17 protein-coding genes are annotated in these 20,182 nt (G+C 70.2%); 10 read left to right on the forward strand and 7 right to left on the reverse strand.

What is annotated here, in order from left to right:
• From argE to ACYBYQ_RS05780, 5 genes are all read left to right on the forward strand, one after another.
• Complete coding sequence (argE, locus tag ACYBYQ_RS05760) at positions 1-1,152, forward strand: acetylornithine deacetylase (RefSeq protein WP_459617655.1); 1,152 nt, start codon at positions 1-3, stop codon at positions 1,150-1,152.
• Positions 1,153-1,278: 126 nt separating this feature from the next.
• Positions 1,279-2,478, forward strand: a complete 1,200-nt coding sequence (trpB, locus tag ACYBYQ_RS05765; protein ID WP_459617657.1) for a tryptophan synthase subunit beta — start codon at positions 1,279-1,281, stop codon at positions 2,476-2,478.
• A gap of 5 nt (positions 2,479-2,483) precedes the next feature.
• Positions 2,484-3,350: a tryptophan synthase subunit alpha gene (trpA, locus tag ACYBYQ_RS05770; RefSeq protein ID WP_459617659.1), complete on the forward strand. Its 867-nt coding sequence runs from the start codon at positions 2,484-2,486 to the stop codon at positions 3,348-3,350.
• A gap of 35 nt (positions 3,351-3,385) precedes the next feature.
• Positions 3,386-4,264: an acetyl-CoA carboxylase, carboxyltransferase subunit beta gene (gene accD / locus ACYBYQ_RS05775; protein WP_459617661.1), complete on the forward strand. Its 879-nt coding sequence runs from the start codon at positions 3,386-3,388 to the stop codon at positions 4,262-4,264.
• Between the two features lie 179 nt (positions 4,265-4,443).
• Positions 4,444-4,983, forward strand: a complete 540-nt coding sequence (locus ACYBYQ_RS05780) for an acyloxyacyl hydrolase (protein ID WP_459617663.1) — start codon at positions 4,444-4,446, stop codon at positions 4,981-4,983.
• Positions 4,984-5,005: 22 nt separating this feature from the next.
• Here the strand turns inward: ACYBYQ_RS05780 and ACYBYQ_RS05785 are convergent, their stop codons facing one another.
• From ACYBYQ_RS05785 to ACYBYQ_RS05805, 5 genes are read right to left on the reverse strand one after another with little or no spacing between them, the layout of a single operon-like run.
• Positions 5,006-6,502 (reverse strand): efflux transporter outer membrane subunit, encoded by a 1,497-nt coding sequence (locus ACYBYQ_RS05785; RefSeq protein ID WP_459617665.1) that lies wholly within the window; start codon positions 6,500-6,502, stop codon positions 5,006-5,008.
• Between the two features lie 12 nt (positions 6,503-6,514).
• Positions 6,515-7,624 carry an ABC transporter permease gene (locus tag ACYBYQ_RS05790; RefSeq protein WP_459617667.1) on the reverse strand — a complete coding sequence of 370 codons (1,110 nt, stop codon included), beginning with the start codon at positions 7,622-7,624 and terminating at the stop codon, positions 6,515-6,517.
• Between the two features lie 15 nt (positions 7,625-7,639).
• Positions 7,640-8,782 carry an ABC transporter permease gene (locus ACYBYQ_RS05795; protein WP_459617669.1) on the reverse strand — a complete coding sequence of 381 codons (1,143 nt, stop codon included), beginning with the start codon at positions 8,780-8,782 and terminating at the stop codon, positions 7,640-7,642.
• Complete coding sequence (locus tag ACYBYQ_RS05800) at positions 8,772-10,598, reverse strand: ATP-binding cassette domain-containing protein (RefSeq protein WP_459617671.1); 1,827 nt, start codon at positions 10,596-10,598, stop codon at positions 8,772-8,774. Before ACYBYQ_RS05800 ends, ACYBYQ_RS05795 begins: the two co-directional genes overlap by 11 nt.
• Positions 10,595-11,623 carry an HlyD family secretion protein gene (locus tag ACYBYQ_RS05805; protein WP_459617673.1) on the reverse strand — a complete coding sequence of 343 codons (1,029 nt, stop codon included), beginning with the start codon at positions 11,621-11,623 and terminating at the stop codon, positions 10,595-10,597. Before ACYBYQ_RS05805 ends, ACYBYQ_RS05800 begins: the two co-directional genes overlap by 4 nt.
• Positions 11,624-11,715: 92 nt before the next feature.
• Between ACYBYQ_RS05805 and ACYBYQ_RS05810 the strand changes: the two genes are divergently transcribed.
• A complete protein-coding gene (locus ACYBYQ_RS05810; protein ID WP_459617675.1) occupies positions 11,716-12,381 on the forward strand; it encodes a TetR/AcrR family transcriptional regulator in 666 nt (221 codons plus the stop codon).
• 106 nt (positions 12,382-12,487) lie between these two features.
• On the opposite strand, the gene ACYBYQ_RS05815 is transcribed toward ACYBYQ_RS05810, so the two are convergent.
• On the reverse strand, positions 12,488-15,472 hold the full coding sequence (locus ACYBYQ_RS05815) for an Rne/Rng family ribonuclease (RefSeq protein WP_459617677.1): 2,985 nt from the start codon (positions 15,470-15,472) through the stop codon (positions 12,488-12,490).
• Between the two features lie 520 nt (positions 15,473-15,992).
• Between ACYBYQ_RS05815 and ACYBYQ_RS05820 the strand changes: the two genes are divergently transcribed.
• The 4 genes from ACYBYQ_RS05820 (at position 15,993) to msrQ (ending at position 19,390) form a co-directional block, all read left to right on the forward strand.
• Positions 15,993-16,961, forward strand: coding sequence for an RluA family pseudouridine synthase (locus ACYBYQ_RS05820; RefSeq protein WP_459617679.1), 969 nt, complete (start codon positions 15,993-15,995; stop codon positions 16,959-16,961).
• Between the two features lie 44 nt (positions 16,962-17,005).
• Positions 17,006-17,620 (forward strand): HAD-IA family hydrolase, encoded by a 615-nt coding sequence (locus ACYBYQ_RS05825; protein ID WP_459618713.1) that lies wholly within the window; start codon positions 17,006-17,008, stop codon positions 17,618-17,620.
• 130 nt (positions 17,621-17,750) lie between these two features.
• Positions 17,751-18,716, forward strand: coding sequence for a protein-methionine-sulfoxide reductase catalytic subunit MsrP (gene msrP, locus ACYBYQ_RS05830; protein WP_459617681.1), 966 nt, complete (start codon positions 17,751-17,753; stop codon positions 18,714-18,716).
• Positions 18,717-18,742: 26 nt separating this feature from the next.
• A complete protein-coding gene (msrQ, locus tag ACYBYQ_RS05835) occupies positions 18,743-19,390 on the forward strand; it encodes a protein-methionine-sulfoxide reductase heme-binding subunit MsrQ (RefSeq protein WP_459617683.1) in 648 nt (215 codons plus the stop codon).
• Here the strand turns inward: msrQ and ACYBYQ_RS05840 are convergent.
• Entirely contained in the window at positions 19,387-20,178 is a 792-nt protein-coding gene (locus ACYBYQ_RS05840; RefSeq protein WP_459617685.1) for an N-acetylmuramoyl-L-alanine amidase, read from the reverse strand. The genes msrQ and ACYBYQ_RS05840 overlap by 4 nt on opposite strands.
• Between the last annotated feature and the right edge of the window lie 4 nt (positions 20,179-20,182).

Genomic DNA, 20,182 nt, shown 5'->3' on the forward strand with positions numbered 1-20,182 from the left:
ATGAACGCCCGCACCTGGCTGGAAACGCTGGTTGGCTTCGACACCACCAGCCGCAATTCGAACCTGGCCCTGATCGAAACCGTCCGCGACTGGCTCAAGGGCCAGGGCATCGAGGCGTGGCTGGTGCACAATCCCGAGCGCACCAAGGCCAACCTCTTCGCCACGCTGCCCGCCCACGATGGCGGCGAGCAGGGCGGCATCGTGCTGTCCGGCCATACCGACGTGGTGCCGGTCGACGGCCAGACCTGGACCACCGACCCGTTCAGGCTGGTGGAAAAGGACGGCCTGCTGTATGGCCGGGGCAGCGCCGACATGAAGGGCTTCATCGCGGCTTCGCTGGCCATGGTTCCGGAATTCCTGGCCATGCCGCGCAGGAAACCCCTGCACCTGGCCTATTCGTACGACGAGGAAATCGGTTGCGTGGGCGCGCCGTACATGCTGGCCGACCTGCGTGACCGCGGCATCCTGCCCGAGGGGTGCGTGGTGGGCGAGCCCACCGGCATGCAGGTCGTGGTGGCCCACAAGGGCATCAACCTGTTCCGTTGCCGCGTGCACGGCAAGGCGGCCCACTCGTCGCTCACGCCGCGCGGGTGCAACGCCATCGAGTACGCCGCCCGCCTGATCTGCCGCATCCGCGACCTGGCCGACACGCTCAAGGCCAAGGGCCCGTACGACGAGCACTTCGACGTGCCGTTCTCCACCGTCACCACCAACCAGATCCAGGGCGGCATCGCCGTCAATACCATCCCGGCGCTTTGCGAATTCGCGTACGAATTCCGCAACCTGCCGGGCGTGGCCGCCTCCGACATCCAGGACGACATCGAGCGCTACGTGCAGCAGGAGCTCCTGCCGCGCATGCAGGCCGAATACGCCGATGCGCGCATCGAGATCGAGACCGGCGCGGCCGCGCCCGCCCTGGAGGCTTCCGAGCAGGCCGCCATCACGGCGCTGGTGCGGGCCCTCACCCAGGACCGCGGGGTGCGCAAGGTGGCCTACGGCACCGAGGCCGGGCTGTTCCAGGGCATGGGCATCCCCACGGTGGTGTGCGGCCCGGGCCACATCGAGCAGGCCCACAAGCCCGACGAATACGTGGCGCTGGAGCAGCTCGACAGCTGCGAGCGCTTCCTGCGGCGGCTGGGCGAGTCGCTGTAGTCCGGTCGCGGCTGGGGCGCACGGCGGCGCTCGGGTAAAATGGCCGGCTGCACAACCGGTGCGGCGCCAGGGCCCGACAGCTGCCTCCACCCTGCAGGCCGTCGCCGCCGCACCCCGGAGAAACTGGTGAAACCTTACGACCTCCCCGACGCCCAGGGCCATTTCGGCCCGTATGGCGGCGTGTTCGTGGCGGAAACGCTGATGCACGCGCTCGACGAGCTGCGCACGGCCTACGACCGCTGCCGCGTCGATCCCGCTTTCATCGCGGCCTATCACGACGAGCTCAAGCATTTCGTGGGCCGGCCCAGCCCGGTCTACCATGCCCGCCGCTGGTCCGAGGAGCTGGGCGGTGCGCAGATCTGGTTCAAGCGCGAAGACCTCAATCACACCGGTGCGCACAAGATCAACAACTGCATCGGCCAGGCGCTGCTGGCCAGACACATGGGCAAGCCGCGCGTGATCGCCGAAACCGGCGCCGGCCAGCATGGCGTGGCCAGCGCCACCGTGGCGGCGCGCTACGGCATGGAGTGCGTGGTCTACATGGGCAGCGAAGACGTGCGCCGCCAGGCCTCCAATGTCTACCGCATGAAGCTGCTGGGCGCCACCGTGGTGCCGGTGGATTCCGGGTCGCGCACCCTGAAGGACGCCCTCAACGAAGCCATGCGCGACTGGGTCGCCAATATCGAGAACACCTTCTACATCATCGGCACCGTGGCCGGCCCCGATCCCTATCCCCGCATGGTGCGCGACTTCCAGACCGTGATCGGCAAGGAGTGCATCGAGCAGATGGCCGAATCCGCGGGGCGCCAGCCCGACTACGTGGTCGCGGCCGTGGGCGGCGGCTCCAACGCCATGGGCATCTTCCATCCCTACGTGCCCTACGAATCGGTCCAGCTGATCGGCGTCGAGGCCGCGGGCGAGGGCATGGATTCCGGCCGCCACGCCGCCTCGCTGGCCGCGGGCAGCGTGGGCGTGCTGCACGGCAACCGCACCTACGTGATGCAGGACGCCGACGGCCAGGTCCAGGAAACCCACTCGGTCTCGGCCGGGCTCGACTATCCCGGCGTGGGGCCCGAACATGCTTGGCTCAAGGACAGCGGCCGTGCCCGGTATGTGGGCATCACCGACGACGAGGCGCTGGCGGCGTTCCACGATTGCTGCCGCATCGAGGGCATCATGCCGGCGCTCGAATCGGCCCACGCCATCGCGCAGGCCGTGAAGATGGCCCCCGACCTGCCCAGGGACCAGATCATCCTGGTGAGCCTGTCGGGCCGCGGCGACAAGGACATGCACACCGTGGCCGAGCGCTCGGGCATCACGTTCTAGACTCCATGACGACTTCCTCCAATCGTATCGACGCCGCCTTTGCGCGGGCGCGCGAGGCCGGCCGCGGCGCGGCCCTGATCCCCTATATCGCGGCAGGCGACCCTTCCCCGCAGGCCACGGTGCCGCTGATGCATGCGCTGGTGCAGGCCGGCGCCGACATCATTGAACTGGGCGTGCCGTTCTCCGACCCCATGGCCGACGGCCCGGTCATCCAGCGTGCCGCCGAGCGCGCCATTGCGCAAGGCGTGGGCCTGGGGCGGGTGCTGGACCTGGTCGCCGAATTCCGGCGCGGCGATGCCGCCACGCCCGTGGTGCTCATGGGCTATGCCAACCCGATCGAGCGCATGGGGCAGCAGGCCTTCGCCGATCGTGCCCGCGGGGCCGGGGTCGACGGCGTGCTGGTCGTCGACTATCCGCCCGAGGAGATCACCGGATTCGCCGCCATGCTCGAGGCGGGCGGCATTGCGCCGATCTTCCTGCTCGCGCCCACCTCCACCGATGCGCGCATCCGCGCGGTGGCCCAGGTGGCGCGCGGCTACGTGTACTACGTGTCCATCAAGGGCGTCACCGGCTCGAGCACCCTGGATACCGACGACGTGGCGGCCCGGCTTGCCGTCATCCGCCGCCACGTGCAGATCCCGGTCGGCGTGGGTTTCGGCATCCGCGACGCCGACAGCGCCGTGCGCATCGCCCGGCATGCCGACGCCGTGGTGATCGGCAGCAAACTCATCGAAACCATCGAGCGCGCGGTAGCCGACGCGCCGGCCGAAGCCCGCACCCAAGCCGCCGTGGCCGCTGCGGGAACATGGCTGGGAAGCATCCGCGCCGCGCTCGACGGCAATTCCGAGAAATCCATCGCGCCCGCCGCCTGAGCGGCGCCGCGCCCTGTACTAGGGACGACAAAAACATGAGCTGGATCGAAAAACTCCTTCCGCCCCGCATCAACAAGACCAGCGAAAGCGGTCCCCGCCGCGTGCCCGAGGGGCTGTGGGTGAAGTGCCCGTCGTGCGAGTCGGTGCTCTACAGCGAAGACCTGGCCGCCAATCTGCACGTGTGCCCCAAGTGCGACCACCACATGCGCATCGGCGCCCGGGCGCGCATCGATTCGCTGCTCGATCTCGAGGGCCGCGTCGAGATCGGCCAGACCACGCGCTCGGTCGACACCCTGAAGTTCAAGGACACCCGCAAGTATCCCGAGCGCATCCAGGAAGCCATCAAGCAGACCGGCGAAACCGATGCGCTGATCGTGATGAGCGGCTCCATCCGCAGCGTCCCCGCGGTGCTGGCCTGCTTCGAGTTCGAGTTCATGGGCGGCTCCATGGGTTCGGTGGTGGGCGAGCGCTTCGCGCGCGGCGTGCAGGCCGCCCTCGACAACCGCACCCCCTTCGTGTGCGTCGCCGCTTCCGGCGGGGCGCGCATGCAGGAAAGCCTGCTGTCGCTCATGCAGATGGCCAAGACCACCGCCATGCTGACGCGGCTGGCGCAGGCCAAGCTGCCGTTCATCAGCGTGCTCACCGACCCCACCATGGGCGGGGTGTCGGCCAGCTTCGCCTTCATGGGCGACGTGGTCATTGCCGAGCCCAAGGCCCTGATCGGCTTTGCCGGGCCGCGGGTCATCGAGCAGACCGTCCGCGAGAAACTGCCGGAGGGCTTCCAGCGGGCCGAGTTCCTGCTGCAGAAGGGCGCCATCGACATGGTGGTCGACCGCCGCCACCTGCGCGAGGAGATCGCCCGCCTGCTGGCGCTGCTCACCAATCAGCCGGCCGACGTGGTCGTGGCTGCCTGAGGCGGGCGCGGCGCGGCTGCGCGATCTTTCCACCGGTGCAAAGATCGCGCGCGATTGCTTCGCCGCATGTCTGATTTACCTGGAATTGTTGCTGATTTCCTACAATCCGCACGCGGGCGCGTGTGCGTTTTCTGCTATTTTGATCGCGTTCTTATCAGAATTTCCGGTTTGGAGTTTCCATGTATAGCCTCAATAAGAAGCGCTTGCTCGTCACGGTAGCCGGCCTGGCCCTCGCCGGTGCTGCCGCCACTGCCCAGGCACAGACCCAGGGCGGCATCGGCCTGAACTACGGCAAGGGCGATCATTACCAGCGCGTGGAGCTGCATTACGAGACCCCGGCACTCTGGAGCTACCAGTTCGGGGGCAACTGGGGCCGCGTGGATCTCACCGCCGAACTCGGCGGCGCCTATTGGTGGGCCGATGGCTCGCGCTGGCGCAGCAACGCCTGGCAGCTCAATGCCATCCCCATGTTCCGCTGGTGGACCGGCGAGCGCTTCTATATCGAGGCAGGCATCGGCGCCACGCTGTTCAACCACACCACCTTCGCCGACAAGCAGATCAGCACGGCCTACCAGTTCGGCGACCACGTCGGCCTGGGCTTCCTGCTCGACAGGAACAACCGCGTCGGCCTGCGCTACTCGCATTTCTCCAACGCCAGCATCAAGAAGCCGAATCCCGGCCTGGACGTCGTCCAGCTCACCTACACCTACCAGTTCTGACGCAGCGGCCGGGCATCCGGCCTCATCCGCCTGCGCCCACCGCCTTGTACACGGTCACCAGCGCGGTCTGCAGGCGGGCATCGCTCTGCACCAGTTCTTCCTGCGCCTGCCGCCAGGCCTGCTCGGCCCGCAGCGGCGCGATTGCGTCCGTCAGGCCGTTGCGAGCCCGCGCCTGCGCCAGTTCCCATTGTTGCCGGGCAGCGGCGTATCGGCTGCGCAGCGCCTGGTTGCGCAGCCGTTCGGCGGCATAGCCGTTCAAGGCATCGTCCACTTCCTGCCACGCGGCCAGCACGCTGCGCTGCCATTCGGCGGCGGCCTGCTGCTGCTGCAACTCGCGCAGCGCCACGGTGGCGCGGCGGCGGCCGCGGTCGAAGAGCGGCAGGCTCAGCACCGGGCCGAGCTGCCAGTTGCGCGATCCCCATTCGCCGAATTCGCCCGACGCGATGGATTGGAAGCCGGCGCCGGCGCCCAGCGCGATGCGTGGATAGAGGTCGGCGATCGCGACGCCGATCTCGGCGGTGGCCCCATGCAGGCGCGCCTCGGCGGCCCGGACGTCGGGCCGGCGGCGCACGCGGTCGGCCGGCAGACCCAGCGAGAGGTCGGGCAGCATGGTGGCGGCAGTGTCGTCGAGCGCCACGTCCGGCGGTGCCAGCAGCAGGTTCAACTGCCCGGGGGCGTCGCCGGTGAGCAGCCCGATCTGGTTCATGAGCGCGGCGCGGCGGGCCTGAAGCGCCGCCTGCCGGGCCTGGAGACCGGACTGCCGGCCCTGCTGGGCGAGCGGTGGATCCTGGTTCGACAGCCCATGCGCGGCGCGGGCCTGCAGCAGGCTTGCAATGTCGTCGGCCAGGGCGGTTTCCCGCGCCAGCAGCGCCTCCTGGCGCTGCACCTGGCGCAGCTCGAAATAGGCCCGGGCCAGTTCGCTGGACAGCGTGAGGCGGGCATCGTCCAGGCTGGCGCCGGCGGCCTCGATGCTCGCGTCGGCCGCTTCCACCGAGCGCCGTACCCGGCCCCACAGGTCCAGTTCCCAGCTGACGTCGAAGCCGGCCTGGTACAGGTCGAACGGGTCGCTCAGCAGTTCCACCAGCGCAGGGGCCTGGGCGCCGCCGATGGCGTTGACCAGCCGTGTCTCGGCGGCGTTCTCGCTTTGGCGCTGGCGCGTGGCCTGGGCGTTGAGGTCGGCCTGCGGCAGGACCTGCGAAGCGGCGATGCGGCGTTGCGCCCGGCTCTGGGCAAAGCGCAGCGCGGCGGTGCGCAGGTCGGGGCTGGCCTGCAGCGCCCGTTGCTGCAGGGCGTCGAGCGTGGGATCGCGGAACACCGTCCACCACTGCGCAGGCAGCGTGTCGGTGCGCGGTTCCAGCGAACCGGCGAGCTCGGGCGCGCTGCCCGGGCGCGATTGCCAGTCGGCGGGCGCATCGGCCTGCGGCGGTTCGAAGTCGGGGCCGACGCTGGCGCAGCCCGCCAGTCCGGCAAGCAGGGCGATGAGGAGGCGGGCGCGCGAGGGTAGGGGCTGCAGGCGCATGGGATATCCCGGTCAGGCGAGTCGGTTGCGGAACAGCCACGATGCCAGCGGCAAGGTGATGGCTGCGATGCAGATGAATGGTATGAAGTCGTGCCACACCTGGGCCAGCGTGGCGCCTTCCAGGTAGACGCGGCGCACCAGGTCGATGGCAAAGCGCAGCGGGTTGGCGTAGGTTGCGATCTGGAACCCTTCGGGCATGTTCCGGACCGGCGTGGCCAGGCCGGAAAGCAGCACCAGGGGAATCAGCAGCACGAAGGTGTAGAGCATGGCCTGGTGCATGTTGTCGGACAGCGCCGAGATCGACAGGCCGGTTCCCACCACCGCCAGGGTGAAGAGCAGCAGGCCCAGGGTGAGCGCGTACACGTTGCCGGCCATGGGCACGCCGAACCAGTAGCGCGCGATCAGCACCACGATCAGCGACTGGCCCAGGCCGATGGCGATGGCGGGCAGCGCCTTGCCGATCATGATCTGCCCGGGCGTGGCCGGCGTCACCAGCAGCTGGTCGAAGGTGCCCTGTTCGCGTTCGCGCGCCACCGACAGGGCGGCGAGCATCATCACCTGGATCATGCTGAGCGAGGCGATCAGGCCCGGCATGATGTTCCAGCGCGTCTCCAGGTTGGGGTTGTACCAGGCGCGGCTCTGCACCGTGACGGGCGGCGGGCCCGCGCCGGGCAGGCCGGCGTTGAAGCTGGCCACCACCGACTGGATCTGGGCGGCGGCATTGCTGGCGGTGGTGGAGTTGCGCCCGTCCAGTATCACCTGCAGCGCGGCAGGCTCGCCGGCCGCCAGGCGGCGCTCGAAATCGGCGGCGAAATGCAGCACCACCAGGGCCGAGCCGGAGTCGACCACGTCGGCGATCTGCGAGGGCGCCTGCAGGGTGGCCACGCGCTGGAATGCGCCGGTGCCGTCCAGCCGCGCCAGCAGGCGCGACGATTGCTCGCTGCGGCTCTGGTCCAGCACGGCGTACGGCACGTTGGTCAGGTCGAAGGTGGCGCCGTAGCCGAACAGCAGGCTCTGGAGGATCACGGGCACGATCAGGATCACCCGGTTGGCCGGATCCTTGACCACCGCCAGGAATTCCTTGCGGCACAGATTGGCGAGCTGGTGGAGGTAGTCGAGCATGTCGGTGCGCCGTGGTCAGTCCAGCCGTTTGCGCGTCACGGCGCGCGCCAGCGCCAGCAGCGCCACGGCGTAGGCCAGCAGGATGCCGCAGTCCTTCAGCACCAGCGGCCAGTAGGTGTCCGCCAGGAAGAGGGTCTTGACCAGCTCCATGAAGTACGTGGCTGGCAGCAGGTGCCCCACCATGCGCACCACGGCCGGCACGTTGCGCAGGTCGAACACGAAGCCGGACAGCATCATGGCGGGGAGGAAACTGGCGAGGATGGCGATCTGGCTCGCCAGGAACTGGTTGCGCGTGAACGCGGAGATCAGCAGGCCGATCCCCAGCGACACCACCATGTAGATCGTGCTGGCTGCCAGCAGCACCAGCAGCGAGCCGTGGAACGGCACGCCGAAGAGCCAGCGCGCCGTCGCCAGGCACATGGCCAGGCCGGCCAGGCCCACCAGGAAGTAGGGCACGATCTTGGCCAGCAGCACTTCGGTAGGCCGCACGGGCGTGACGAACAGCGCCTCCAGCGTGCCGCGCTCCCATTCCCTGGCCATCACGAGTGCCGTGAGGAAGGTGCCCACCAGCGTCATGATGAGCACGATCAGGCCGGGCACCAGGTACCAGGTGCTGTTGTTGGCGCTGTTGAACCACATCCGGTCGACCACGACCACGCCGTTGCCGGCGCCCGTCTCGCCGCGCCGGTCGGCCTGTTTCTGTGCCCAGAGACCCACCGTGCCTTCCACATAGCCCCGGATCGCCGCCGCGCGTATGGGGTCGCCACCCTGCAGCAGCAGCTGCAGCCGCCCGCTACCGCCGGCCAGCTGGCGGGAGAAGTCGGCGGGCAGGTGGAGCAGGGCGTCGGCCTCGTGCGCGTCCATGGCCTGGCGCGCCTCGGCCAGGGAGCGCACCACGGTGGCGGAGAAATAGCGCGAGCCTTCCAGGCCGGCGACCATGTCGCGGGCGGCGGGCGCGCCGTCTTCCAGCGCCACCACGACCCGCGCGTCGCGCACGTCCAGCGACAGCCCATAGCCGAAGATCAGGATCAGCGCGATGGGCAGGCCCACGCCGATCAGCAGGTTGCTGCGGTCGCGCAGCAACTGGCGGAATTCCTTGCGGATCAGCGCGAGCAGGCGGCGCCAGAATCCTCCCGACTGAACGGCGTCAGGCGCCATGGCCGGCCTCCTGGCCTGTGCTGCGGGCTGTCCGGCCCTGCTGGACTATGCCGATGAACGCCTGCTCCATGTCGAGGCGGCGCCCGGGGGTTTCGCCCGCCTGGCGACGGATTTCCTGCGGCGTGCCCAGTGCCAGCAGCTTGCCCGCGTCCTGGATCACGATGCGGTCGCAGTATTCGGCCTCTTCCATAAAATGCGTGGTGATCACGACCGTCGTGCCGCCGCCGGCGAGGGCGGTGATGCGGCGCCAGAACGCGCGACGGGCCAGCGGATCGGCGCCGCTGGTGGGCTCGTCGAGGAACAGGATCTCGGGCTCGTGCAGCAGGCCCACCGCCATCGCCAGCCGCTGCTTGACGCCGCCGGGCAGCTGGCCGGCGGGCTGGGCCTCGTGGCCGCGCAGGTCGAACTGGCGCAGCACGGCCTGCATGCGCGCCTGCAGCCGGGCGCCGCGCAACCCATAGGCGCTGCCGAAGAAGCGCAGATTCTCGCGCACCGACAGATTGCCGTAGAGCGCAAATTTCTGCGATACGTAGCCGATGCGCCGGCGTGCCTGCGCCCGCGCCTTGCGCAGGTCCATGCCGGCCACGCGCGCCTGGCCGCCGCTGGCCGGCAGCAGTCCGCACAGCATGCGGAAGGTCGTGGTCTTGCCCGCGCCGTTGGGGCCGAGCAGGCCGAAGATCTCGCCGCGGCGCACGCTGAACGTGGTGCGGTCGACCGCCACGAAGTCGCCGAAGCGCCGGACCAGGTCGGTGACCTCGATCACCGGCGCGTCGTCCTGCGCGTCTTTGGTTGCCGGCGTGCCGGCCTCCAGCCCGGCGGCATCGGGCGCGGCGTCGTCGCTGCGGGCGCGCAGCAGCACCATGAAGCCATCCTCCAGCCGGCTTTCCACGGCCTGCGCAGCGCCGGCGAGCCGGACCAGCGCCGGCTCCTGCGCGTCGGGCCGCGCGATGAGGTGCACGCGTCCGCCGCGCGGCACGGCATCGATCACCGCGGCGTCGTCGTCCAGCAGCCGGGCCTGCAGCCGGCGCGCCGGTTCGCCTGCCGGCGGGTCGGCGTCGTAGCAAAGGCCGTCGGCGTGCCTGCGGATATCCTGCGGCGTGCCGCCGGCCAGCATGCGGCCCTCGTGCAGCACGTAGACGCGCGCGCAGCGCTCTGCCTCGTCCATGTACGACGTGGAGAGCAGGACGGTGAGCCGTTCGTCGTCGACCAGCTGCTGCACGATGTCCCACAGCTCGCGGCGCGACAGCGGGTCGACGCCGACCGTGGGCTCGTCGAGCAGCAGCAGTTCGGGCGAGCGCACCAGCGTGCAGGCCAGGCCGAGCTTCTGTTTCATGCCGCCGGAGAGCTTGCCTGCCGGGCGCGCCGTGAACGCGGCCAGGTCGGTCATGTGGAGCAGGCGCGCGAAGCGCTCGCGGCGCGCGCCGGCCGGCACGGCATGCAGGTCGGCGTAGAGGTCGAGGTTTTCCTGCACGCTGAGGTCTTCGTACAGGCCGAAGCGCTGGGGCATGTAGCTGATGCGATCCTGCACGGCCTGTGGCTGGCTGGTCACGTCCAGGCCCAGAACCTGCAGTCGGCCTTCCTGCGGCCGCATCAATCCCGCCACCAGCCGCAGGAAGGTGGTCTTGCCCGCACCGTCGGGGCCCACCAGCGCCGTGAGCGTGCCCGGCGGGACATCCAGCGTGATGTCGTGCAGCGCCTGGATCGTGCGCCGCGTTTCGCGCTCGACGAACGACCTGCCGATGCCGCGTGCCAGCACGACCGGCGCGTCGCTCTCACCTGCTACGGCCTCGGCCTGTGCTCGGGCAGCGGGATTCATGGGCCGTCCCGGCCGGCGTCCGGCGCAGCATCGAGGGCCATGCGCACGGTGGCGGGCATGCCCAGCCGCAGCGTGTCCTGCGGATCGTCGACCAGGATGCGGATTTCGTAGACGAGGTCGGTGCGGAGCGCTTCGGTCTGGACCGATTTCGGCGTGAACTCCGCCACCGACGAAATGAAGCCCACGCGGCCGGCGATGGGCTGGTCCGGTGCGCTGTCGGTGTAGACGCGGGCCGCCATGCCGGGGCGCACATGGCCCAGCCGGGGCTCGCTCACGTAGGCGCGGACCCATTTGGGATCGGTCAGCGCGAGGGTGTAGGCCGGCCGCTGGGGCGAGGCCATGTCGCCGGGTTCGAGCAGCCGGGAGCGCACCACCGCGGCCTGGGGCGCGCGCAGCTCCGCCTGTGCGATGCGGTGCCGCAGCAGGGCCTGTTCCGCCTGTGCGGCCTGCAACTGCGCCTGGGCGCGCGCGAGGTCCTCGGCGCGCGGGCCGGCCACGGCCAGCTTCAGCGCCTGCTGGCGGGCCTCCAGTTGGGCCTGGGCCACCCGGAGCTGGGCGCGGGCGTCGTCCAGGTCCTGCGCGCCGACCGCGCGGCCCCCGGTGCTGGCGGCCGTGGCCTGCAGGCGCTTCAAGGCCAGGCGGGCCCGCTCGAGCTCGGCCTGCGCGGCGCCGGCCTGGGCGCGGGCCTGGGCGATCTCTTCGGGCCGGCTGCCGTTGCGCAAGGCCAGCAGCGCCTGCTCCTGGGCCGCGGCCTGGGCATCGGCCCGGGCCAGCTGCAGCGCCAGGGTGCGCGTATCCAGGAGGGCCAGCACCTGGCCGGCGGAAACGCGGTCGCCTTCCTCGACCCGCATCTCGGCCACGCGCTCGCTGCCCTCGAAGGCCAGCGATACCTGGCGGATGTCGACATTGCCATAGAGGACCAGTTCGCCATCCGTTGCGCCGGGTCGCAGGCTGCGCCAGGCATAGAAGCCGGCGACGGCGACGAGTGCGACGAGAACCAGTGCCAGCAGGCGTTTTCGGGTCATAGGTGGCGTCCCTGAGTGGTGTCGCAAAAGTATAATTGAAATTTCGATTTCAATTATACTGGGCGTCATCACGTCTGCCATCGCCGTCACCCATGAATTCCGCCCGTCTCCGCAACTCCCGCCAACCGGCCAGCCGCCAGCGCCGCGCCGACGGCAACAGCACGCGGGCCGGCATCGTCGAGGCGGCGGGCCGGCTGTACGCCGAACGCGGCTATGCCGGCACCACCAGCAAGGCCATCTGCGAGCGGGCTGGCGTGAACCTGGCAGCCATCAATTACCATTTCGGCAGCCGCGACGGCATGTACCTGGCTGTGCTCCAGGCGGTGCACGAGCGCATCCTCAGCCTGGACTTCGTGCGCGGCCTGGCCGGCGATGCGCGCGAGCCGGCCGAGAAGCTCAGGGCGTTCCTGCACGCGCTCGTGGTGAACATACTCGATGGCGGGAACTGGGCCATCCGGGTGTGGGCGCGGGAGGTGCTGGCGCCTTCGCCGCTGCTGCCGCGCGTCATGCGCGAGAACACGCAGCCCAAGTTCGACGTCCTGTCGGGCATCCTGGCAGACATCACCGGCGTGCCCCCGCACGATGCGCGCATGACCCAGCTGGTGCTGAGCGTGCTGTCGCCCTGCCTGGTGCTGCTGCTGGCGGGGCGCGACCAGGACACGCCCATCCAGGCGCTGTATGCCGCCGACCCGGCCAGGCTGGCCGATGCGCTATGGGCCTTTGCCATGGCCGGCCTGCGCGACGCGGCCTCGGCCTGACGCAGCGCAGCGCCCGCGCGGCGCAAAAAAAAACGCCGGGCTTGCACCCGGCGGTTTGTTCGTCCATGCAGGCCTGCTCCGGGTGTCAGCCACCCGGGGCAGCGGTTCAGTGACGGGTTTCCACTTGCTGCAACGGTGCGCTGGATACCGGCGTCACCGGCTTGCGTTCCCGGCCCAGGCGCTGGGGCGTGCTGCTGGAGGCGATCCGCGACTGGGTCTGCGCATGGCGCTCCGGATCGGTTTCCACCCAGGTGAGCCCGGCGGCACGCAGCACCGCTTGCAGGTCCTGGGCGGGCTCGGCGCGCTGCGGCGCGGCCGCGGGGGCCGGGGCAGGCGCGGCGGCCGGGGCAGCAACGGCAGGCGCCGGCGCTGCAGCTTCGGCAGGGGCCGCGGCCACCGGCTCGGGCGCCGGTTCGGCGGCGGGCTCGGCACGTACCGTGGGTTCGGCAGCCGGCGCGGGCGGCTCGTCCGCGGCCGTCTCGGGTGCCGGCTCGGCGGCTTGCGCCGTCACCGGCACGGGCTCGGTCGCCACGGGTTGCGGTTCGGAAGGGGCGGCCAGGGTTTCGGCGCCTGCGATCGTCTCGGCATCCGCCGACGGTTCGGCGGCCGCTACGGGTTCCGGTTCGACGTCGGAAGCAACGGCTGCGGCCTGGACGGTTTCGGCCTGGTCCGCGGCCTCGGGTTGGATAGCCGCTACGTCCGTTGCTGCGATGTCGGCAGCGGCTGCCTCCAGCGGGGCGTCCTGCGGCACGGCGGGTGCTTCTCCGGAAACGGCGTCGTCGGCGCCGTCCAGGGGTTCGATCCCCTCGGCACCGGCCATCGCGGCCGCCTCGTCGCCATTGCGGCGGCCACGGCGGCTGCGGCGACGGCGACGCTTGCGCTCGGGGTCGGCGCCGGCTTCGCCAGCATCCATGGCGCCGGCATCGGCGGCTTCCAAGGTCTCCGGGACGGAGGCTTCGGTTTCCGGCTGCGCTGCCAGCGGCGCGGCTGCGGCGGCAGCCGCGGCCGTGACCGGAGCCGCTACCTGGCCTTCCTGCTCGGCCGGCACGGCGGCCGTTTCCTCGCGGCGGCCGCGGCCGCGGCGGTTGCGGTTGCGATTGCGGCTGGCGGTGGCGGCCTCCTCGGGGTTCTCCAGGGCGGCCACGGGACGTTCCGCCTGGACGGCGGTGTCGCGCTCGGCGCGGGCCGGGCGTTCCGCACGCTCCTCGGGGCGGCGGCCGTTGCGGCGGCCGGTATCGGCCTCGCCGGCTTCGCCGCGACGGCCCCGGCGCTCGGAGCCGTGGCGTTCGCCGCGGCGCTCCTGGCCGTCATGGGCGCGACGCCCGCGGCCGGCCGGGCGGCGCGGCTCTTCGGGCTGGGGCTCGGCGGCGGGGGCGCTGGCGCCGGCGCCGCCGGTGAGCCAGTTGGTCAGGCGCTTGAACCAGCCGCCCACGGTGGCAGGGGCCGGGGCCGGGGCAGGCGCGGCCGCCGGAGCGGAGATCGGTGCGGGTTGGGCCGGCGTGATGCCCTTGACCAGCGCTTCCGGCTTGGCCTTGGCTTCCTGTTCGCGCGGCGACCAGACCACGTCGGCGGCCGGCGCCTCGACCAGTTCGAAGCTGGTCTTGGTCTCCTCGAGGCGCGGATCATCATGGCGCAGCCGTTCGAGGTGGTGGTGCGGGGTCTCGAGGTGCTTGTTGGGGATGAGCACCAGGTTCACTTTCAGGCGGGCTTCCATCTTGGCGATGTCGGCGCGCTTCTCGTTGAGCAGGAAGGTGGCCACCTCGACCGGCACCTGCGCATGCACCGCCGCGGTGTTTTCCTTCATGGCCTCTTCCTGCAGCAGGCGCAGCACGTGCAGGGCGCTGGACTCGGCGTCGCGGATCACGCCGGTGCCGTTGCAGCGCGGGCAGGTGATGTGCGAGCCCTCGTTCAGGGCGGGGCGCAGGCGCTGGCGCGACAGTTCCATCAGGCCGAAGCGGGAGATCTTGCCCATCTGCACCCGGGCGCGGTCGAAATGGAGGGCGTCCCGCAGGCGCTGTTCGACGGCGCGCTGGTTCTTGGACTCTTCCATGTCGATGAAGTCGATCACGATCAGTCCGCCGAGGTCGCGCAGGCGCAGCTGGCGGGCCACTTCCTCGGCCGCCTCCAGGTTGGTGCGCAGCGCGGTTTCCTCGATGTCGGCACCCCGGGTCGAGCGGGCCGAGTTGACGTCGACGGCGACCAGCGCCTCGGTGTGGTCGATGACCACGGCGCCGCCCGAGGGCAGCTGCACGGTGCGCGAATAGGCCGTCTCGATCTGGTGTTCGATCTGGAAGCGCGAGAACAGCGGGATGTCGTCGCGGTAGCGCTTGACGCGCTGCACGTTGTCGGGCATCACCACGCTCATGAACGCGGTGGCCTGGTCGGCGATTTCGTCGGTGTCGATGAGGATCTCGCCGATCTCGGGCGAGAAATAATCACGGATGGCCCGGATGACCAGGCTGGATTCGAGGTAGATCAGGATGGGCGCGGCGTTCTCGCGCGCGGCGCTGTCGATCGCGGTCCAGAGCTGCATCAGGTAGGACATGTCCCATTGCAGTTCCTCGACGCTGCGGCCGATGCCGGCCGTGCGGGCGATGATGCTCATGCCCTGGGGCACCTCGAGCTGGTCCATCGTCTCGCGCAGTTCCTGGCGGTCTTCGCCTTCCACCCGGCGCGACACGCCGCCGCCCCGGGGATTGTTGGGCATGAGCACGAGGTAGCGGCCGGCCAGCGAGATGAACGTGGTGAGGGCGGCGCCCTTGTTGCCGCGCTCTTCCTTCTCGACCTGGACGATGAGTTCCTGGCCTTCGCGCAGGGCGTCCTGGATGCGCGCGGTGCGCACGTCGACGCCTTCCTTGAAGTAGCTGCGCGCGACTTCCTTGAAGGGCAGGAAGCCGTGGCGGTCTTCGCCGTAGTTGACGAAGCAGGCTTCCAGGCCGGGTTCGATGCGGGTGATGACGCCCTTGTAGATGTTGCCCTTGCGCTGTTCGCGCCCGGCAGTCTCGATGTCGAGGTCGATCAGTTTCTGACCGTCGACGATTGCAACGCGCAGTTCTTCCTGGTGCGTTGCGTTGAACAGCATGCGCTTCATGAGTGCGATTCTCCGTAGTCAGGACGCGCCGATCGATATCGGCGCGTGACCTCCGGGTCACTCGGTCTGCGGCTGAAGCGGCAAGAGGGGTGCGGACCGTACCCGGGCTGTGCCCGGGCGTATCCGCCGCGGGTCAGGCGGGCACATCGTGCCCTGATAGGGCACGGGGTTCTTTCAGCAGGGGGGTCAGGTTCACTGAACGTGGTTGACGGAAGGGTTGCTGGGAACGTCAGATGCGTCCGGCTCGAGGCCGGCGCGCACCTGGTGCTTCATCTAAATCTAAACGCGACGATTCTTGCAGTGCTTCAGAGCCGCTTGCGGCTTGCAACGAACCTGGCAGGAAGGCGGGCAATGCGTGCCACACCACCATCCGACAGGGCGTGTGTGCGCCGGCGACCGGGAGACCCCGGAGCTGAACGAGCAGGCAGTACAATGGCGGCCCACGCGCTCGACGGAGACGCGTCTTCATGCATCTCTACGCCAGGCGGCTGGTTCAGCCCCTCAAGGCTGTCCCGATTATATGTTGCTTTCCGCAATGCGCAAAGAAACTTCCTCGCCTGCCGTACCGCCCGCCGCCCGCCTGGTCGAGGTGGGGGAAGAGCACGCCGGCCAGAGGCTCGACAACTTCCTCCTGCGACTGTGCAAGGGGGTGCCCAAGAGCCACATCTACAAGGCCATCCGGGGCGGCCAGGTGCGGGTGAACAAGGGACGGGTCCAGGCCGACTACCGCGTGGCATCGGGCGATACCGTGCGCGTGCCGCCGCTGCGGCTGCCCGACCCCGGCGCGCCGCGTCCGGTGCCCGCCGCGGAATTTCCGGTGGTGCACGAGGACGAGGCGCTGCTGGTGATCGACAAGCCCGCCGGCGTTGCGGTGCACGGCGGCAGCGGCGTGTCTTTCGGCGTGATCGAGCAGTTGCGCGCCGCCCGGCCCGAGGCCCGCTTCCTGGAGCTGGTGCACCGCCTCGACCGCGACACCTCCGGCCTGCTCATGGTGGCCAAGAAGCGCAGCGCGCTCCTGGCCCTGCACGCCATGCTGCGCGAGGGCGGGGGACGCAAGCACTACTATGCCCTGGTGGAGGGAGACTGGGTGAACGACCGGCAGCACATCCGGCTGCCGCTCACCAAGTGGACCACCGCTTCGGGCGAGCGCCGGGTGCGCGTGGACCGCGAGAACGGCCAGGCGGCGCACACCATCGTCACATTGCAGCGGCGCTACGGCAGCTACAGTCTGCTCGATGCGGAACTGCGCACCGGCCGCACCCATCAGATCCGGGTGCACCTGGCGGCCAGCGGCTTTCCCATCGTCGGCGACGACAAATACGGGACGGATGAGGTGCGGCAGCGCTTCGCCCGGCAGGGGTTCGGCCGCATGTTCCTGCATGCGCACCGGCTCAGCCTGCCGCATCCCCTGACCGGCGAACTTCTGCAGCTGGAGGCGGCGCTGCCCGCGGCGTGCCGCGAACTACTGGATCGACTGGAGGGGGCGTGACCAAGACGTATTCGCTGGTGGTGTTCGACTGGGACGGCACCCTGATGGACTCCACCCACAGCATCGTGGCGGCCATCCAGGGAGCCTGCCGCGACCTCGAACTGCCGGTGCCCTCGGCCTCGGCGGCCAGCTGGGTGATCGGCCTGTCGCTCGAGAGCGCGCTGCGCCGCGCGGTGCCCGAACTCACCCAGGCCATGGTGCCCCGCTTTCTCGAGCGCTACCGCATCCACTACCTGTTGCGCGATCCCGAACTGCGCCTGTTCGACGGCGCGCCGCAATTGCTGCAGGATCTCGCCGCACGCAATGTGCGCATGGCCGTGGCCACCGGCAAGAGCCGGGTAGGCCTGGACCGGGCCCTGGCGGCCACCGGCCTGCGCCAGACGTTCGCGGCCACGCGCACCGCCGACGAAACCTTCAGCAAGCCGCACCCGGCCATGCTGCACGAGCTGATGGAGGAACTCGGCGTGGCGCCGGAGGATGTGATCATGGTGGGCGACACGTCGCACGACCTGCAGATGGCGGCCAATGCCGGCGTGCACGGATTGGGCGTAACCTATGGGGCCCACACCCCGGCCGAGCTGCTGGGTTGCGAGCCCCAGGGGCTGGTCGACAGCGTGGCCGCGCTGTCGGGCTGGTTGCTCGAGCGCACCGGCGCCTGATACGCGGCCGGGAACGTTCGCCTCCGGCCGTGGTCACAACGGCTTCAGGCGCACCGTGCGGCATCCGGGCGGCGCGCCGCCCGTCCGCCGTCGCTGTGCGTCCGGCGGGCCGTCCCAGGCGGAGACATCCATGTTCCTACGCAAGCCCGACGCCATTCCCCCATCCGAAATCACGCCGGAACCCGTCTGGCGCTCCCGTCGCCAGTGGCTGGCCGGCGCCGCGGCCCTGGCCGCAGGCGGGCTGGGCGGCGGATGGCCCGGCCCGGCGGTGGCCGGCGCGGCTTCCGGCGAGGCGCTGCCCGGCCGGCGCGATCCCCGCTACGCCATCATGGACAAGCCCACGTCGTTCGAGGACATCACCTCCTACAACAATTACTACGAATTCGGGCTCGACAAGTCGGACCCGGCCGAGCATGCCGGCCGGCTGGTTACCGAACCCTGGACGCTGCGGGTCGAAGGAGAGGCCGGCAAGCCGCGCACCTTCGACATCGACGCGCTGCGCAAGCTGGCCCCCATGGAAGAGCGCGTCTACCGGCTGCGCTGCGTGGAGGGCTGGTCCATGGTCATCCCCTGGGTGGGCTATCCGCTTGCCGCGCTGCTCGAGCAGGTGGCGCCCACCGGCAATGCCAAGTACGTGGAATTCGTCACGGTGGTGCAGCGCGAGTCCATGCCCGGAGTGCGCGCCGGCGTGCTCGACTGGCCCTATGTCGAGGCGCTGCGCATCGACGAGGCCATGCATCCGCTGACCCTGCTGGTGTTCGGCCTGTACGGCAAGCTGCTGCCCAACCAGAACGGGGCGCCGCTGCGCCTGGCCGTGCCCTGGAAGTACGGGTTCAAGTCGGCCAAGTCGCTGGTGGCGATACGGCTGGTCGAACAGCAGCCCGTCAGTTCCTGGATGCGGGCCGCGCCGCAGGAGTACGGCTTCTATGCCAACGTCAATCCCGACGTGCCCCATCCGCGCTGGAGCCAGGCCACCGAACGGCGCATCGGCGAGGACGGGCTGTTCACGCCCAAGCGCAAGACCCTCATGTTCAACGGCTATGCCGAACAGGTTGCCTCGCTGTACGCCGGCATGGACCTGAAGGCCAATTACTGAGGCCGCAGGCCTGAAGGGAGTCGCGCGTGGATGTTCCCGTCAAGCCGGCCTTGCGGCCGGGGCTGAGCGCCCGCTCGGTCGATCGGCTCAAGCCGTGGCTGTTCCTGCTGGGCCTGCTGCCCTTCGCCCGCTGGGTGTGGCTGGGCATGCAGGGCGGCCTCACGGCCAATCCCGTGGAGTTCCTGACCCGTTCCTCGGGAACCTGGACCCTCGTATGCCTGCTGGTCACGCTGGCCATCACGCCGCTGCGCCGGCTCACCGGCCAGCCGGCGCTGGTGCGGCTGCGCCGCATGTGCGGCCTGTACGCTTTCTTCTATGGCGCCCTGCATTTCATGGCCTGGGTCTGGTGGGATCGCGGCCTGGACCCGTCGTCCATGCTGGGCGACGTGGTCGAACGGCCCTTCATCACGGCAGGCTTCGCCGCCTTCGTGCTCATGGCGGCGCTGGCGGCCACGTCCACCCAGGCGGCCATGCGCAGGCTGGGCAAGCGCTGGCAGACCCTGCACCGCAGCGTGTATGCCATAGGCCTGCTGGCCATCCTGCATTTCTGGTGGCACAAGGCGGGCAAGAATGACCTCCAGGAACCCCTGTTGTACGGCGCCGTGCTGGCCGTGCTGCTGGGCTGGCGGCTGGCGGCGCGCTGGAGGCGGCCTGCCGCCGGGACAGGACGCTAGGGCATGGCCAGCATGATGGCCGCCGTCTCGGCGTCGGGTTCGCCGTCGTGCCGGGCCGGCCGGTAGTGCATCTGGAAGGCCGCCAGCACGTTGCGCGTGGCCCGGTCCAGCGTGCCGTGCTGCGGGCATTCGTAGCCCAGGCGCTGCAGTTGCCGCTGGTACCACGCCACGTCGGGCAGGGGCCCGGCCTGCAGGCGCGCCAGGTGCGCGGCCGCGCCGGCCTCGTCGTACCAGCGTCCGATGCCGGCCTGCGCCAGTTCGCGCCACGGGAACAGCGGGCCCGGATCCAGCTTGCGCTGCGGCGCCACATCGCTGTGGCCCACGATGTTCTCCGGCGCGATGTCGTGGCGGCGGATGATGTCCTGCAGCAACTGGATCAGCACGCGGCGTTGCGCGGGCGTGTAGGGATGCCACAGGCGCGTGCCGTCCGGGCCTGCCGTCCAGCCCGGGTTGACCACTTCGATGCCGATGGAGGTGGCATTCAGCGAGGGCTGGCCCTGCCACGCGCTGACGCCGGCGTGCCACGCGCTGCGCTCCTCGGGGACCAGCCGGTACACGCGCGGTTCGGATGCGTCGGTGACGAGGTAGTGCGAGCTGACTTCTCCGCGGGACAGCAGGGCCAGCGAACGCGCGGATTCGGCCGAGGTGTAATGCAGCACCACCTGGCGTACCCGGCTGCTCTGGCTGAGCGCCTCCACCGAGGTGTCGATGCGCAGGCCCGGGCCGCCGGCGCATGCGGCCAGCATGGCGGCCAGGGCGGAGACGGCGGCAATCCGGAGGGGGCGCATCGGC

Source organism: Bordetella sp. 2513F2, assembly GCF_054642735.1.

Excerpts from the sequence above, each read along its gene's own strand:
- ACYBYQ_RS05780 (WP_459617663.1), top strand. The coding sequence starts at position 4,444 with ATGTATAGCCTCAATAAGAAGCGCTTGCTCGTCACGGTAGCCGGCCTG.
- ACYBYQ_RS05820 (WP_459617679.1), top strand. The coding sequence starts at position 15,993 with ATGTTGCTTTCCGCAATGCGCAAAGAAACTTCCTCGCCTGCCGTACCG.
- ACYBYQ_RS05805 (WP_459617673.1), bottom strand. The coding sequence starts at position 11,623 with ATGACCCGAAAACGCCTGCTGGCACTGGTTCTCGTCGCACTCGTCGCC.
- ACYBYQ_RS05840 (WP_459617685.1), bottom strand. The coding sequence starts at position 20,178 with ATGCGCCCCCTCCGGATTGCCGCCGTCTCCGCCCTGGCCGCCATGCTG.
- argE (WP_459617655.1), top strand. The coding sequence starts at position 1 with ATGAACGCCCGCACCTGGCTGGAAACGCTGGTTGGCTTCGACACCACC.
- ACYBYQ_RS05790 (WP_459617667.1), bottom strand. The coding sequence starts at position 7,624 with ATGCTCGACTACCTCCACCAGCTCGCCAATCTGTGCCGCAAGGAATTC.
- ACYBYQ_RS05825 (WP_459618713.1), top strand. The coding sequence starts at position 17,006 with ATGGACTCCACCCACAGCATCGTGGCGGCCATCCAGGGAGCCTGCCGC.
- accD (WP_459617661.1), top strand. The coding sequence starts at position 3,386 with ATGAGCTGGATCGAAAAACTCCTTCCGCCCCGCATCAACAAGACCAGC.
- ACYBYQ_RS05800 (WP_459617671.1), bottom strand. The coding sequence starts at position 10,598 with ATGAATCCCGCTGCCCGAGCACAGGCCGAGGCCGTAGCAGGTGAGAGC.
- trpA (WP_459617659.1), top strand. The coding sequence starts at position 2,484 with ATGACGACTTCCTCCAATCGTATCGACGCCGCCTTTGCGCGGGCGCGC.
- ACYBYQ_RS05795 (WP_459617669.1), bottom strand. The coding sequence starts at position 8,782 with ATGGCGCCTGACGCCGTTCAGTCGGGAGGATTCTGGCGCCGCCTGCTC.
- ACYBYQ_RS05810 (WP_459617675.1), top strand. The coding sequence starts at position 11,716 with ATGAATTCCGCCCGTCTCCGCAACTCCCGCCAACCGGCCAGCCGCCAG.
- msrP (WP_459617681.1), top strand. The coding sequence starts at position 17,751 with ATGTTCCTACGCAAGCCCGACGCCATTCCCCCATCCGAAATCACGCCG.
- ACYBYQ_RS05815 (WP_459617677.1), bottom strand. The coding sequence starts at position 15,472 with ATGAAGCGCATGCTGTTCAACGCAACGCACCAGGAAGAACTGCGCGTT.
- ACYBYQ_RS05785 (WP_459617665.1), bottom strand. The coding sequence starts at position 6,502 with ATGCGCCTGCAGCCCCTACCCTCGCGCGCCCGCCTCCTCATCGCCCTG.